This window comes from Pantoea sp. alder81 (assembly GCF_020179835.1).
In the GTDB taxonomy this organism is placed as follows: Bacteria; Pseudomonadota; Gammaproteobacteria; order Enterobacterales; family Enterobacteriaceae; genus Pantoea.
Window position 1 is genome coordinate 22,913 of record NZ_JAIUDA010000013.1, and the last position, 15,008, is coordinate 37,920.

Annotated in this window: 12 protein-coding genes; 8 read left to right on the forward strand and 4 right to left on the reverse strand. The window is 54.5% G+C overall.

Features of this window, described 5'->3' with window-relative positions; all coding sequences use genetic code 11:
• The first annotated feature begins 31 nt into the window (after positions 1-31).
• Entirely contained in the window at positions 32-439 is a 408-nt protein-coding gene (locus LBW88_RS24325; RefSeq protein ID WP_224935188.1) for a nuclear transport factor 2 family protein, read from the forward strand.
• Between the two features lie 137 nt (positions 440-576).
• On the opposite strand, the gene LBW88_RS26675 is transcribed toward LBW88_RS24325, so the two are convergent.
• The 3 genes from LBW88_RS26675 to LBW88_RS24340 form a co-directional block, all read right to left on the reverse strand.
• Positions 577-783, reverse strand: coding sequence for an HAD hydrolase-like protein (locus LBW88_RS26675; RefSeq protein ID WP_224935309.1), 207 nt, complete (start codon positions 781-783; stop codon positions 577-579).
• Positions 784-795: 12 nt separating this feature from the next.
• Positions 796-1,248: an HAD hydrolase-like protein gene (locus LBW88_RS24335; RefSeq protein ID WP_224935190.1), complete on the reverse strand. Its 453-nt coding sequence runs from the start codon at positions 1,246-1,248 to the stop codon at positions 796-798.
• A gap of 205 nt (positions 1,249-1,453) precedes the next feature.
• Positions 1,454-2,932, reverse strand: coding sequence for a Sapep family Mn(2+)-dependent dipeptidase (locus LBW88_RS24340; protein WP_224935192.1), 1,479 nt, complete (start codon positions 2,930-2,932; stop codon positions 1,454-1,456).
• Between the two features lie 210 nt (positions 2,933-3,142).
• Here LBW88_RS24340 and LBW88_RS24345 point away from each other — a divergent pair, with 210 nt between their 5' ends.
• From LBW88_RS24345 to LBW88_RS24375, 7 genes are all read left to right on the forward strand, one after another.
• Positions 3,143-5,200: a hydantoinase/oxoprolinase family protein gene (locus LBW88_RS24345; RefSeq protein ID WP_224935193.1), complete on the forward strand. Its 2,058-nt coding sequence runs from the start codon at positions 3,143-3,145 to the stop codon at positions 5,198-5,200.
• Positions 5,197-7,227 carry a hydantoinase B/oxoprolinase family protein gene (locus LBW88_RS24350; protein WP_224935195.1) on the forward strand — a complete coding sequence of 677 codons (2,031 nt, stop codon included), beginning with the start codon at positions 5,197-5,199 and terminating at the stop codon, positions 7,225-7,227. Before LBW88_RS24345 ends, LBW88_RS24350 begins: the two co-directional genes overlap by 4 nt.
• On the forward strand, positions 7,211-8,284 hold the full coding sequence (locus LBW88_RS24355; protein WP_224935198.1) for an ABC transporter substrate-binding protein: 1,074 nt from the start codon (positions 7,211-7,213) through the stop codon (positions 8,282-8,284). Before LBW88_RS24350 ends, LBW88_RS24355 begins: the two co-directional genes overlap by 17 nt.
• Complete coding sequence (locus LBW88_RS24360) at positions 8,281-9,363, forward strand: ABC transporter ATP-binding protein (RefSeq protein ID WP_224935201.1); 1,083 nt, start codon at positions 8,281-8,283, stop codon at positions 9,361-9,363. Before LBW88_RS24355 ends, LBW88_RS24360 begins: the two co-directional genes overlap by 4 nt.
• The gene (locus LBW88_RS24365) at positions 9,363-10,229 is read left to right on the forward strand and encodes an ABC transporter permease (RefSeq protein ID WP_224935204.1); all 867 of its coding nucleotides are present in this window, start codon (positions 9,363-9,365) and stop codon (positions 10,227-10,229) included. Before LBW88_RS24360 ends, LBW88_RS24365 begins: the two co-directional genes overlap by 1 nt.
• Positions 10,222-11,028 (forward strand): ABC transporter permease, encoded by an 807-nt coding sequence (locus LBW88_RS24370; RefSeq protein ID WP_224935206.1) that lies wholly within the window; start codon positions 10,222-10,224, stop codon positions 11,026-11,028. Before LBW88_RS24365 ends, LBW88_RS24370 begins: the two co-directional genes overlap by 8 nt.
• 286 nt (positions 11,029-11,314) lie before the next feature.
• Entirely contained in the window at positions 11,315-12,721 is a 1,407-nt protein-coding gene (locus tag LBW88_RS24375) for an ISNCY family transposase (protein ID WP_224935209.1), read from the forward strand.
• A gap of 438 nt (positions 12,722-13,159) precedes the next feature.
• Here the strand turns inward: LBW88_RS24375 and LBW88_RS24380 are convergent, their stop codons facing one another.
• Entirely contained in the window at positions 13,160-14,692 is a 1,533-nt protein-coding gene (locus LBW88_RS24380) for an IS3 family transposase (RefSeq protein WP_224935212.1), read from the reverse strand.
• Positions 14,693-15,008: the final 316 nt, after the last annotated feature.

The window sequence follows — 15,008 nt, forward strand, 5'->3', positions numbered from 1 at the left end:
GCCTGTCTAATTAACCTTCAGGAGAAAAGTAATGTCCGACATTAGCAACGAGGCAGTGATCAAAGCCTTTTTCAATGTGGCGGCCACCGCGCAGGACACGTCGGAAATCGGGAAGCTGGTGAGTGCTGACATTGATTGGTTTATTGCCGGTGATACTGAAAACGTCCCGTGGATTGGTAGAAAAGAGGGCCAGGCAGGCGCTGCGCAGTTCTATTCACAGATTCGTGAGCAGATTAAATCCGAAGATTTTTCTCTTGACGACTTTTTCATTCAGGGCGACCGCGTGTTAGTGCCCGGAAGGCTCAGTTCACGTGTCATTAAGACCGGCAAACTGATTGAGACTGATTTCATTTTTGACTTCATCGTCAAGGATGGGCTAATTACGCGCTTTAGAATGTTTGAAGACAGCTTCGCCGTTTCTCAGGCTTGCATCCTGTAATTACGCAGAGATAGTTCATCGTTGAACTATCTCTGCGGGCCAATAGCAGGGTTTTTCAGTGGTTAAAGAAGTTTGGTCATCTCTTGGTTAATTGCCTGGTATAACGATAATTTTGGTGAAAATTTCACCATCAATGCTTAGTCTTCAGGACACTCTTTAAATACATAATCAATCATACTCTGAAGTGTATTCGGCTGCTCACAGATATAATTAGCACCGGATCCTTCAAGCTCATTAAGATTAGCATATCCCCACTTCACGCCAATTGATGCTATTTTATTGATTGACGCTGCGATGACATCTTCTTTTCTGTCTCCAATGAAAACAGTATGCCGCTGTGACAGTCTTCCATGGCGCTAAATATACCTTAGAAGATCTGCTTTGTTATCCAAAGCACCATCCGACGGCGTGCCATAAATCGCTTCAAAATACTCTGAAATATTTAGATTCCTGATTATATCCTCTGCGAATTGTTGCCGTTTTGATGTGGCTATGTAAAGCTTATATCCACTCTCATGTAATCCAGAAAGAACAGGCAATATATCATCGAAAAGTGTTGTTTTTAATAACCCCCTTTCTTGGTAGTCTTCCCTGTAGATTGCGACAACTTCATCGATTAACTCATCATCAAGCTTCGGTAAAAATCCAGAGAAAATTTCTTGCATGGGGGGACCAATGTGAGATTTAATATCGGAATTTTCGTCAATCTCATACCCTCTGTTATTTATCGCATAAAGAATACTTGATTGTATCCCAGGAAGAGAATCGACGAGTGTACCATCAAGATCGAACAAAACGTTTTTACTCATTCCCATATCCATCTCATTAATTATATTCCAGGATCCATTTTTTTGAGGGGAGTGCCATACCATGCAACTGTATTTAGACGCTTAGTGTTAAGTTCACATCCATGTTATGCTGACTTTCAATCAGGTATTATTTTCATTTTACCCATACCAGATTCTTTAGTCAGATAAGGGTCTGTACCGGAAATATAGGGGAATGCGGTAGCGCTCAGTGAGCGTTGGTAACCAGATAACTATCTAGCCTTATCAACGCGATCACATATTTCGGCAACGCGTCCAGTAGCGATGGCAAATGGATAGTCTCGTCAGCACCGTGTGGCAATCCGTGGCCCTCGGGTAAAAAGTCTGGCGTGTTTGCCGCAGTTTTCCGGTAGCCAGGACCAAAGGTGATGGCGTTCGGTAGCCTCTTCGAATGCGTTACACCGCCCATCGCATAAGGACGATCGTCATTTCCGGTGGTGTCATTCCACACTTGCTGCAGCAGAGAAATCACCGGGTGAGATGTCGGCAGGAAGAACGGTGCTACATCGCGCCAATCGGGATCAAGCGTAATGGTGGTGCCGGCTAACTGCTGCTGCAACATTTCGACGATCTGCTCTCCACGCCACGAAACAGGATAACGGATATCGCAATCAATACTCAGCGTTTCGGCGTACTGGGTGTACCACAGGCCCGCGTTCAGCGTCAGTTTGCCGGATTCCGCATCTTCCAGTGCCAACCCGGCACTCTCGCCATACGGTGAAGCAAACAGCTGCACCAGCGTTTCTGCCAGTTGACGTTCGTGAGCGCCCAATAATTCCAACTCGATCAACGCCGCGAGCAGCACTTGCGTAGCATTCAGCGTGCCGTCTGGGAAGGCGGCATGCCCACCGTTGCCGCGCGCTTCCAGCGTGAAAGCGCCGCCATTTTCAGGTTTGATGGACACAGCGGGTGCGGTAATTCCCTCTAGCAGCGCCAGCTTTTCACTGACGGCATGCCCATTACCCTTGGCAATCCGCACGCTGGCGAAATCTGGCACGCTATTACTGGCCGATCCGGCAACAATATCCGCCAGCACACCAGACTCCGAGACATTCAGAGTAAAACTGAGTTGCCCTTTTTGCGCATTGTTTACCGGGAACATGCCATCGGTGACGATCGAATATTCGGGTACCGGGCCATGCTCTGCGAACCACGCCATATCGGCCATGTTGGTTTCTTCAGCCAGACCATAAACGATGCGCAGATTGTGATGCAGTGGGATGTTGAGATCGCGAATCAGCTTTAACAAATAGAAATTCAGTACGCCGGGCCCTTTGTTATCGGCGACGCCGCGCCCAATGACAAAATCACCGTGCCGCGTTAGCGCAAAAGGCGGGAAGGTCCAGTTATCGCCCGCTGGCACGACATCCAGATGGTTAATTAGCCCGATATCGCGTGCGTGATCGCCATAAATCACCGAACCGGCATAACCTTGGTGCTGCTCGGTTTTGAAACCTGCCTGCTCAGCCTGCTCTAACACCTGCTGCAAAATTTGCGCGCACTCAGTGCCAAAGGGCGCGCCTGGCGCTGCACGATCGACGCGGCTTATGCTGGGAATCGCAATCCATTGGGCCAAATCATCGGTTAATGCGGCACGGTGATCCGCGATCCATTGCTGAATCTGCGGCAACAGCGCGCTTTCCTGAGGTGATAACAACGCGGACATAAAGGTTCTCCTTCAATTTATGCACAACATAAAACATTCCACCGCGTTGGCTTAGACGCATTTGCGCGAACCATTGCTATCACACAGCTAAGCGCAGCTTCATGCGCATTCCAGCAAAGCTTAGTCATTTTTGTTGCTCGTATTGCACGGCAAAGCAACGGAGATTAACTCCTTATTACGCTAAGTCACCAGTAATGCAGGAGAATTAAGGTGGATAACAGCCGCGCAGCCGGAGCAACAGTCGGCGTGGATGTCGGTGGAACCTTTACCGACTTTGTTTTATTTGATCCGCAACGCCAGCAACGCTTTTTTCATAAACAGCCCAGCACGCCCGCCGATCCCGCGCTGGCGGTGAGTGACGGGCTGCGCGCCGTGCTGCTGAAAAGCGGTCTGCCCGCCAGCGCGTTATCACTGGTGTTGCACGGTACCACGTTGGGCCTCAACGCCATTATTCAGCGACGCGGCGCCGACATTGCGCTGGTTATCAGCACAGGTTTTCGCGATGTGTTGGAAATCGCGCGTGCACGTATGCCGTCCTCTTTTGATTTTCATGCTGACCGCGAACCGCCTTTTTTACCGCGTCAGCGCGTGCTGGAGATCCCGGCGCGCTTTAGCCCCACCGGAGACGTGACGCAGTGGCCTACTGATGCTGAGCTGGCAACGGTGGCGTCCGAGGTTTTGCAACTCAACGTCAGCGCGGTGGCTTTGGTTACCATCAACGGGTATGCCAATCCATCGCGCGAAGCGGAACTGGCAAGCACACTGGCGGCAAAATTAGGCGATTTGCCGGTGCTCTCTTCGGCGCAGCTGTGGCCGGAGATTCGTGAATATGAACGCACACTAGTGGCCGGGTTGAATGCCTATATTCAGCCGCTGATGCAGCGCTACTTTAACCGGCTAAGCGATTTGCTGGCGCAGCAGGCAATTGACGTTCCCTTACTGATCACCGCCTCCAATGGCGGTGTGCTACCGCTGGACGCTGCGCAACAGCGGCCAGTGGACACCTTGCTCTCCGGGCCGGCATCGGGCGTGATGGCTGCGGCACATCTGGCATCCGGTACAGGCTTTTTCTCCTTCGATATGGGCGGAACCAGCAGCGATATCTCCCTGTCGGAACAGGGCGAAATCGAACGAGTCAACCGCACTGAGATTGGCGGCCTGCCGCTGATTCTGCCGGTAGTGGGCGTCTCGGCAATTGGTGCCGGCGGCGGCTCCATCGTGCATATTGATGATTTCGGCATTCTCAAAGTCGGGCCAGCAAGCGCGGGCGCCGATCCGGGCCCGGTTGCTTACCAACGTGGCGGCACGCAGCCCACGCTTACCGATTGCTACCTGGTGAGCGGCATCTTATCCGCTGACGCAGCGCTGGCAGGCACCATCACGCTGGATCATGATGCAGCGCATCGCGCACTGAGCGCGTTGGGTAAACCCTTGGGTCTGGATGCCGAACAGGTGGCGAACGGCGCTATTGCAGTAGCAACGGCGCAAATGGCAACTGAACTGAACAAAGCACTGGCGCAGCGCGGACTTACCGCCGATGGCTTGACGCTGATTCCCTTTGGCGGCGCGGGACCTACGCACGCCAACTTCTTCGCTGAAGAAGCGGGGATCAATTGCATTCTGGTGCCGTTGCGTCCCGGGACTTTCTGCGCAGAGGGCGCGATCAGCGCCGACATCCGCCGCGACTTTGTGCGCAGCCTGCGCCTTAACGTCACGCCTGAAAGCTACGGCAAAATCGCCGCTACCGTTGCGGAACTGGATCAGCTGGCACAGATGTGGTTTGCCGAACAGGCCAGCCGCCTCAGCGATCGCGCCCATTACCGGGTAGAAGCGGATATGCGTTATGCCGGGCAAGCGTACGAACTCAGCGTCAGTCTCGGCAGACCGGTCAGCATCACGCATCCACTTTTGCTGGAACGTTTTCAACAACTTCATCAGCAGCGTTATGGCTTCAACACGCCCGATGCGGCCATTGAACTCACCACGCTGCGCCTGTCCCTGAATGCCGCGCTGCCACGTCCGACGGATACACCCATTAACGCCATAACTAAGCTTGATGAGTCACGTTCGCGCCCACTTTATCTGCGAGGAACTTGGGTGAATGCGCGTATCTGGCAGCGCATCAACATCGACGAGCAGATCCACATCGACGGCCCGGCGGTGATTGAACAAGAGGATACCACCACGCTGATTTTGCCTGGCTGGTCGGCGCACGCCGATGTCAGCGGCAACCTGCTAATCGCACGTCTAACGGGAGACGCATCATGAAACTGGATGCCATCACCCTTGAAATTCTCAATCAAAAACTCACGGCCCTTACCGAAGAGATGTGCCACATCCTGCAGCGCACCGGACGCACGCTGTACGTGAAGGAAACCGCCGATTTTTGCTGCGCGGTGGCCGATTTACAGGGACGCTTCTTTGCCTATCCGAAAGGCATTGGCGTCTCGGGTTTTGTTGGGTTGAATGCGCTAACCGCGATTCAGGCGGTCGGCGAGGTGGCGCCCGGCGACGTCATTCTGACTAACGATCCCTGGCGCTCGCGCGGGCTGGCGACGCATCTGCCGGATTTGCAGGTGCTGGCGCCATGGTTCATCGACGGCGAATTGGTGGCGTGGGGCTGGGCTTTCTTACACGCCTCCGACGTTGGCGGGCGCGTGCCAAGCAGCATCTCGCCGACCAATAGCGATATCTATCAGGAAGGGCTGCAAATTCCACCGGTTAAGCTGCTGCGCGCGGGTGAACTCAATCGCGATGTGATGAATATTCTTACCGCCAACAGCCGCACGCCGGATGCGATTAGCGGCGATATTCAGGCGATGCTGGCCGCGCTGAATGCCGGTCGCGATCGCCTCAATCGCATCGTGGCGCAGCATGGTGTACAGAACGTGGTTCAGGCGCAGCAGGATTTGCAGGCTTACTCGGCCAGACGCGCGCGCCAGGTGTTGCGCCGCATTCCCGACGGCATTTATCAGTTTGAAGATTACCTTGATGACGCCGCAGGCAGCGGCTTGCCGGTGAGGCTCGTCATCACCGCCACCTTCAACGATGGCAGCGTACATCTTGACTTCACCGGTAGCGATGCGCAGGTAGCCGCAGCAATCAATATTCCCAGCCACGGCGATCCACATGCGTGGCTGACGCTGCGCATGCTGGCGCTGGTCTGCACGCTGGATAAAGGCGTGCCGCTAAATGCCGGTTTACTCGCGCCGGTGACCCTGTTTGCGCCCGCTGGCTCGCTGGTCAATCCGCATTATCCTGCAGCGGTTGGCGTACGTCATGCAGCAGCGGTTCGTGTCAACGATCTGCTGAACGGCTTGCTGGCTCAGCCTTTGCCTGACGTCATGCCCGCCGCCAGCGGTGGCACTATCATTCCGCTGGTGATTGCCGAAGTTGCGCGCAATGGCCGCGAACAGAACGTGCAGGTGATTGAACCGATGGTCGGTGGCGGCGGGGCGCGCTTTGGGCGCGACGGCATTGATGGGCGCGACAACAGCATCTCAAATCTGGCCAATAATCCGGTGGAAATGGTGGAAGCGGAAACCCATATCGAAATCCGCCAGTACGCGCTGCGACCGGATTCTGCTGGTGCAGGAGAGTGGCGAGGCGGCATGGGTCAGCAGATCCGTGTGCGCATTCTGCAGAATGACAGCACGCTGCTGGCGCGTGGCATGGAGCGCATGCTGTTTCAGCCGTGGGGCGTGCAGGGCGGCCAGCCGGGTCAATCCACCACGCTGACGCTCAATCCTGATGTCTCTGGCGGTGAATCACTCGGCAAGATCGATCTACTGAGCGTCAACGCCGGTGATGAAGTGCTGCTGCAAACACCTGGTGGTGGCGGTTGGGGCGATCCCTTCAAGCGCGATCCGCTGGCGGTGCAGCGTGATGTCGATAACCATTTGCTGAGCCACGCACATGCGGCGCAGCACTATGGCGTAGTGTTTACCGATAAGGGCATTGATGCGGCGGCCACCGCCGCCTTGCGCAGCGAGCCGCGAGCGGTGTCATCTTCATTCGGTGAGGCGCGCAAGAACTGGCAGGCGCTGTTTGATAGCGATCTGCTGACGCGTCTCAATCAGCTGCTTTATTCACTCAGTCCGGCTGAACGCCAGCGATATCGTTCAGCGGTATTTGCCGCCGCGTTATCGCAGTTACCGGCAGATTTTCCCCGTTCAACTTATCCAGATACCGCGCCTGCACGCCAGGCGTTTGCCGATGCGCTGCGCGCGCTGGAAAGTGAATTTTCAGCGTCACTAACATCAATACCTGGAGAGGTTCATGCGCCTATTAAATAACAAGAAAGTCCTGCTCACGCTGATGGGCATACTGATTAGTGGTGCGGCAAGCGCAGCTGAAACTTCGGACTCGGTGATCGTCGGGGTTTACGGCGGTGACTGGGAGAAAAATATCCGCGCATCCGGTCTGGAGCAGTTTGCTAAGGATAATCACCTCAAGCTGACCGTAGTGCCAGGCGCGGATGCCGAATGGTTCGCCAAATTACGTGCCGCCAAAGGTCGCCGTTCGCCGTATGACGTGGTGGTGTTCCAGCCCGATACCGTGCAGCGCGCGCAGGCAGCAGGTTTGCTGCAGCCTCTTAATGATAAAGATATCCCCAACCTGAACAATTTGTATAAAAGCGTGCAGTCGCGCTTTGTTTATGACAATCAAACCTACGCCGCCGCGTTCAGCCTCGGCCAGCTCGGCCTCGCTTATCGCAGCGATTTGGTGAAAACCCCGCCGAAAAGCTGGCTCGACTTGTGGAACCCAGAATACAAAGGCCACGTGGCGATTTCATCGCCGACCTACGCTGCCGGTTTGCAGTTCTTCGCAGGCCTGGTCCACGCGTTAGGCGGCGAGCTCAATCAACCCGCTGCGGTCGATAAAGCCTTCACCAAACTGGCAGAACTGCGCGGCAACGCGGTAGCTTTCCCGGACAGCCCGGGCGCGATTCAAACCCTGTTGGAGCGAGGCGATGCGTGGGTAGTGCCGTATTGGGATGGCCGCGTGTTTGCGCTGAAGCAGCAAGGCATGAAAGTTGATTTCGTTTATCCGTCCGACGGCCCTGTTGTGGGTGCAGCGAACTGGGTGATTCCTAAAGGCGCGCCAAATCTCGCCAACGCCTATAAAGTCGTTAACGCCATGTCTGCACCCGAAGTGCAGAAAGCCTTCTCGGATAAATCACTGTATGGCATGACTAACAAGGACGTGCAGTACAGCGACAACCTTAAGAAACAAGTGAAAGTAGGCGAAGAGGCATACAGCAAACTGATCTGGATTGACTACAGCACCGCCACGCCGCAGTTGGCGGACTGGACGCGTCGGTGGAGCCAGGCGCTGGGTGGTGCGAAATGAGTTCAGTCGTCATTGACGGCGTAGCGCGGCAGTTTGATAACCACCGCGCCCTGAATGACGTCAGCATCACCATCGAGCAGGGCGAGTTTTTCTCCCTGCTCGGGCCGAGCGGCTGCGGCAAAACCACTTTGCTGAATATCATCGCTGGATTTTTGTCGCCGAATAACGGACGCGTGTTGATAGGTGGCAAGGATGTCACTGCGCTACCGCCTTATCAGCGCCACATCGGCATGGTGTTCCAGAACTACGCGCTGTTTCCTCATTTGAGCGTGGGCGATAACGTCGCATTCGGACTGAAGGTGCGCAAAGTGTCACGGGGCGAACAGCAGCGCCGTGTCACTGAAGCGCTGAAGCAGGTGCGACTGGACGGATTGGCGCAGCGCATGCCGCATCAGCTTTCGGGCGGTCAACAGCAACGCGTGGCGATTGCGCGCGCGCTGGCGATTCAACCTCAGGTGCTGTTGCTGGATGAACCGCTGTCGAACCTCGATGCGCGCCTGCGCAAGGAGATGCAAGACGAACTGCGCGCGTTGCAGCAGCGCGTCGGCATCACCACAATTCTGGTGACGCACGATCAGGAAGAGGCGCTCACACTGTCGGATCGCATCGGCATTCTCGGGCAAGGCGAACTGCAGCAGATTGGCTCGCCAGCCGCACTGTATCGCCAACCGTCGAATCGCTTTGTCGCTGAGTTTGTTGGACAGGCAAATCTGTTCCATGTCACCGCGCAGAATGGGCTTTATCATGCGCGCGATCACTTTGTTGCCGCCGGTGCAGGGCTGCAACTGGCCGCCACGCAACCGGCAACCGTCTCATCGTTGCTGATTGTGCGGCCGGAGCGCGTGCAGTTCTCCACCGAGCCGCAGCAATTAGCCAGCAACGGCAGCGTTGCCAACGTGAAAGAGGTGAGTTTTGCCGGTGCAACCTTGCGCCTGTTGTGTCTGCTGCCGGGCGGCGGCGAGATCCGCGTTCAGCCCGCAGAAGCGCATTTTTCACAGCTTCCCGCGCCGGGTGATCGCTGTTATTTGTACTGGCAAGCTGCGGATGTCATTGTGCTGCCCGCGCAGGAAAGAGCCTGATGAAGATCGCAACGCGCAATCTGTTTCCCTGGCTGCTGCTGACGCCATCGTTACTGTTTCTGCTGCTGTTTTTGCTGGTGCCGCTGCTCTTGTTATTCGACCAAAGCCTGACTAACGTCGATAGCCTGCTCAATCCGTTGCCGGGTTACAGCCTGGCGCAATATGTAACGGTGTTTGCCGATCCGCAGTATCTGCACGCGCTCTGGACCACGTTGTGGGTCTCGCTGCTTACCGCCGCAATTACCGTGCTAATGGCGTGGCCAGCGGCGTGGTTGCTGGTGACGACGCAGCGACGCGGCTGGCGCACGCTGCTGTATGTCATTCTGATTTCTCCGTTGCTCACCAGCGTGGTGATCCGCACCTTCGCGTGGATTGTGTTGCTGGCGCAGAACGGTTTAATCAATGGCTTCCTGTTGTTTACCGGCTTAATTCCTCAACCGCTCAGCCTGTTATGGAACATGAATGCGGTGATCATCGCCTATGTGCAAGTGATGCTGCCATTTGCTGTGCTGCCGTTGATAACTTCACTGAACGAAATCGCGCCTTCGCTGCGGTTGGCGGCGATGAGTCTTGGTGCGACGCCAGCGATGACCTTTCGCCGCGTGGTGTTGCCTTTGACGCTGCCAGGCATGCTGACCGGTTTCATCATCGTTTTCTCCCTTGCTGCGGGGAGCTACATCACGCCGTTGCTAATTGGTGGGCGCTTACAGCCGCTACTGCCGATTGCCATTTATCAGCAAGCGATGCAGATCGCCAACCTACCGCTGGCAGCGGCGCTGTCATTGACTTTGCTGGTGATGACCTTGATTGTCGCCGGCATTGCGGGTGCGTTTCTGAAACGCTGGGAGAAGAAAAACCATGGATAATACGCAAAGCTTGTCACAACGGCTGACGCAGTTTGGCGTGACGCTGGCGGGCATGGTCATCTACGCCTTTTTGGCGCTACCGGTGTTGGTGATTGTGCTGTCGGCGTTTAGCCCGGAACCTTATCCGCAGTTCCCGCCGCAGGGATTTTCGCTACGCTGGTTTAGCGCGCTGTTGCAGGATGACGGCTGGGTAGCATCCTTGTGGATTAGCGCATTGCTGCTGGTGGTTGTCACGCCGGTCACCGTAGTGCTCGGCACTTTTGCCGCCTGGTCGCTGGCGCGGCTAGAGTTTCGCTATCGCGAGGCATTGCAGGCTTTTATCCTGTCGCCGCTGATGATCCCGCAAGTGGTGCTGGGCATTGCGCTACTCTATGTGCTGACGGCGGCAGGTATAGCCGGAATGATCAGCGGGCTGGTGATAGGACATATCGTGGTGGCGCTGCCGTATGTAGTGCGCACCGTTAGCGTGAGTCTAGCGGCGATGGATAAGCGGCTTGAAGCGGTGTCGATGAGTTTGGGCGCGGGGCGCTGGTATACGTTTCGCCATGTCACGCTGCCGCTGATTAAGCCCGGCATTCTAGCCGGTGCTGTATTTGCAGCGGTGACCTCGTTTGGTGAAGTATCAGTGAGTCTGTTTCTCAGCGCACCAGACACCATCACCGTACCAGTTCGGGTTTTTAACTATGTCGATCAGACGTTCGACCCAACGGTGAATGCTATTTCGGTGATTTTCATTATCTTCGCAGTGCTAATTTTAATAGTGATTGAGAAAACGATTGGGCTGGTGAAGTTAAGTTAGCTGGCTAATCATATCGCCGCCGCTCTAAAGAAATGGCGGGATTGCTTACGGATAAGATAATAAATATTTCGAAGAATGCTCCGCTTCAAAAAGTGGTGAGGGGGGAAGTTACGGGGGAATGTTTATGAATGCACCTGAGAATGCTGTAGAGCATCAAGGATGTTTTCAGATACATTATTTAACATAATAAGTATTTTGCGTACTTATATTATGGAAGCAAAGCTGATCTGGCCGTTCTGAGCTAAGCTTACCTGGCCGCTTCGGGCTACCTGCTGAGGATCCTGATATGACGGCTTCTGGTGCGGAGTTTTTCACGATGAACGAAGTTAGCCGGCTTAAAGTTATTCAGGACGTCGTCGACCGGCGGCTGACAACCCATCTCGCTGCTGAGCATCTCGGTATTTCCGACAGGCATTGTCGTCGCCTGCTTCAGCGCTATCGTTCAGACGGTCCGCTGGGCATGGCTGATCGTCGGCGCGGTAAGCCCAGCAACTATCAGCTGCCTGCTGGCCTTGCTGAACGTGCGGTTCAGGTCATCCGCGAGCGCTACGCTGATTTTGGCCCGACGCTGGCCTGCGAGAAGCTGGCCGAGCTGCACGGCGTGATGCTGTCTAAAGAGACCGTACGCAAGCTGATGATGCAGTCAGGACTCTGGATCCCGCGCAGGCATCGCGCCCCAAAAATTCAGCAACCCCGCTATCGGCGCGCCTGTGTCGGCGAGCTGATACAGATCGACGGCTGCGATCACCGCTGGTTCGAGGAACGCGGCCCGGCCTGCACGCTGCTGGTTTATGTGGATGACGCGACCAGTCGCCTGATGCAGCTTCATTTCGTCCGCTCCGAGTCCACTTTCACCTACTTCGAAGCCACGCGCGGCTACCTGGAGCAGCACGGCAAGCCGCTGGCGTTTTACAGCGACAAGGCCAGCGTGTTCCGCATCAACAATAAAAATGCGGCTGGCGGCGACGGTCAGACGCAGTTCGGTCGCGCGATGAACGAGCTGAACATCACCGGCATCTGTGCCAACACCAGCTCTGCCAAGGGTCGTGTGGAGCGTGCGCATCTCACGTTGCAGGACCGGCTGGTTAAGGAACTCAGACTGCATGATATCAGTACGCCCGATGCTGCTAACGCCTTTGCCGCTGAGTTTATGGCGGATTACAACCGGCGTTTCGCGAAGGCTCCGAGGCATGATTTTGACGTGCACCGCCCGCTCGATGCAGACGACAACCTGAACCAGATATTTACCTGGCGCGAACCGCGCAAGGTTTCGAAAGCGCTGACGGTCCGCTACGATAAAATGCTGTTGCTGCTTGAGGATAACGATGACAGCCGCCGTGCGATGGGTAAATATCTGGATGCCTGGCAGTACCCGGATGGTCGCGTTGAACTCAGGAGTCACGGCACGGTGCTTCCCTACTCTGCCTACGACCGGCTGTCTGAAGTTGACCAGGGTGCGATCGTTGACAACAAGCGGCTTGGACACGCGCTGGCCGTGGCTAAACTGATGCAGGACAAGCGTGATAATACGCGGTCTCAGGGCCTTCCGGCCGGAACCGGGCCAAGTCGGAGAAGTGCGAAGAAAGATCCAGCTAAAAAGCGGCAACGTGCGGTGAATGAGGATGATTTACTGGAAGCGTTATTTGACTTACAGAGCCGCAGCGAGGAAATTTTTGGGCGGAAAGATACTTAAATCAGGCTTGTTCAGTAGCTTTATTCCCAACCCAGTTCGGAATAAGTTTTACAATCCTGTTCAGGAAAAGACGTTATATATTGGCCCCAATCCATATATTTATAATAAAGGGTCATTGCTTCATAATGGCTGGCCGCATCCACTTCCCATATAAGTTTTGCACCAGGATCCAATAATGATCTTGCTGCATTTCCCTGGGCACCTTTCAGACAAAAGGTCTGGCATCCATCAGGCTCGACCCAGAGTTCATGCCTCAAAGTTGGCTTCCCTGATAATCAAATTTATCTGCCAATAATTCCACATCATACTGTGATTTGAAAGGCTGCAATTCATCTAATCCGGACATCTCAGGTTTGCCAAATAGCGGTCATCTCTGCTTAGCTTTAACATCCAAAACGCTAATGTCGTACGGGGAGATGCGGATGTTTTCCTGGACTGTTATGTTGTGATCCCCAGATGCTGCCGGTAACCTACCGGACTCATTGCACCTAATGATATTTTGATCCGGCTCTCGTTATACCAGCGTATGTACCTGTCCAGGAAGCACATAAAATCTTCCAGCATTATGCCCGCCCAGTTTCTGCCGTGGTACATTTCATTTTTGACCCGCCCGAAGAAGCCTTCACACGCTGCATTATCCGACGAGCAACCTTTGCGCGACATGGACCTTATAAGACCCGATGTGTTGATACGATCCAGCCATCCCGGCCACCGGTAATGGCTGCCTCTGTCGCTATGTATCACCGGTCTTTCATGTTCTCTGAGCGTATCGATCGCATCATCCAGCATGGCATTCACCAGCTTTGCATCCGGCCGTGTTCCTATGGTCCAGCTCACGACTTTGCCATCAAAACAGTCAATGACTGGCGACAGGTAGACCTTGCCGGCCGGAAGCTGGAACTCAGTAATATCGGTCAGCCACTTCTCATTTGGCCTGCAGGAGCGAAAGTTTCTGGCGAGAAGATTTTCAGGTGCCTGGCCGATTTCTCCGCAGTAAGCGCTGTATCGCCGCCGCCCTGCACGCTTAACTATCAGCTGCTCTTCAGCCATCAGCCTGCGGACAACCTTTTCTGAGATGTGCGTGTTGTTTTGACGGAGCATCGCGTGGAGACGCCGGTAACCATAGCAGCGGTAATTTCCTTCAAAGATCTTAGCTATGGTTATGCGTATTTCCGCGTACTTGTCATGCAGACGAAGGCTCGCTTTGTGATAAAAATAGCAACTTCGTGCAAGCTGCAGAGCACTGAGCAGTTCAGCAACGGGATAACTTTCCTTAAGGGCATCAACGAGTTGGGTTTTCTCCCTGTTCTTCAGGGTCAGGACGCTGATGCCCATGTCTTTTTTTATCAGTTCATTCGCTTTTGTCAGGATGTCACGTTCAAGCTGTAGCTGATGAACCTGCTGTTTAAGCTGCTTTACTTCATCGAGCAGTGCATCCTGCTGCTTATCCGGTGGAGCTGATTTACGTTTCCGCATGGATTTATAGGCCTCATCGTCGATCAGGTCTTTCTTCCATTTGTACAGGAGCGGAACGCTGACACCTATCTTTTGTGCAACTTTAAGTGCCGTTCCGCGTCGGGTGCAGAGCTCGCGGACAGCCTGAATTCTTTCTTCCTGACTGAAGCATTTATTGGTGTTTGAGCGAATAATCAGGGGCTGACGTCCCGGATAAATCTCTTCGATCCAGCTCTTGAGTACTTCGTTGCTGGGAAAGCCAATGGCGCGGCGCGTATAGGCCAGGCAACCGCCGTGCGTGAGGTAATGCTCAACTGCAGCGACTTTCTGGGCGTGCGAATAGCGTTTTCTGGGTTTTAATTCCCTGGGTAAGTCTCCGTATTCCTCAAAAATCCGAACCCACCGGCCAAGCTGTTTAACGGACGGATAGCCCAACTCCCTGACAACAACGGTCAGCCTTCTGCCATACCTGAAGTAAAGCTCGACAGCACGGATACGATCCTCATATGAGTGCATGAATTATCTCCTGAAGGTCCAGGAAATCGTCCGCACCCCCCTTCAGCCTGAACACCAAAGTTCCCCGTTCCTCCCGCTGTAAATAAGGTGCAACCGAAATCATCGTTTAAAGCGTGGCCGTCAAGCCCATTCGCCCAGTTAAGGGAGGATGCTTTGTAAGCTGACTATTTCAATTAGTCAGACGGCTATGGGCTACCGACTGGTGCCGGATCCCACAATCTGTTGATGCCTTTCCCACGGGATCTTATTCGGGATCCCATGACGTTTCCCCTCCATGCCTTATACGGTGCAGCCCAAGACCGTGCTAAAAAGCTTA

Bases quoted from the DNA above. Each gene is read 5' to 3' on its own strand.
- LBW88_RS24340 (WP_224935192.1), bottom strand. From the start codon at position 2,932: ATGTCCGCGTTGTTATCACCTCAGGAAAGCGCGCTGTTGCCGCAGATT.
- LBW88_RS24380 (WP_224935212.1), bottom strand. From the start codon at position 14,692: ATGCACTCATATGAGGATCGTATCCGTGCTGTCGAGCTTTACTTCAGG.
- LBW88_RS24375 (WP_224935209.1), top strand. From the start codon at position 11,315: ATGACGGCTTCTGGTGCGGAGTTTTTCACGATGAACGAAGTTAGCCGG.
- LBW88_RS24370 (WP_224935206.1), top strand. From the start codon at position 10,222: ATGGATAATACGCAAAGCTTGTCACAACGGCTGACGCAGTTTGGCGTG.
- LBW88_RS24335 (WP_224935190.1), bottom strand. From the start codon at position 1,248: ATGAGTAAAAACGTTTTGTTCGATCTTGATGGTACACTCGTCGATTCT.
- LBW88_RS24325 (WP_224935188.1), top strand. From the start codon at position 32: ATGTCCGACATTAGCAACGAGGCAGTGATCAAAGCCTTTTTCAATGTG.
- LBW88_RS24365 (WP_224935204.1), top strand. From the start codon at position 9,363: ATGAAGATCGCAACGCGCAATCTGTTTCCCTGGCTGCTGCTGACGCCA.
- LBW88_RS24360 (WP_224935201.1), top strand. From the start codon at position 8,281: ATGAGTTCAGTCGTCATTGACGGCGTAGCGCGGCAGTTTGATAACCAC.
- LBW88_RS24350 (WP_224935195.1), top strand. From the start codon at position 5,197: ATGAAACTGGATGCCATCACCCTTGAAATTCTCAATCAAAAACTCACG.
- LBW88_RS24355 (WP_224935198.1), top strand. From the start codon at position 7,211: ATGCGCCTATTAAATAACAAGAAAGTCCTGCTCACGCTGATGGGCATA.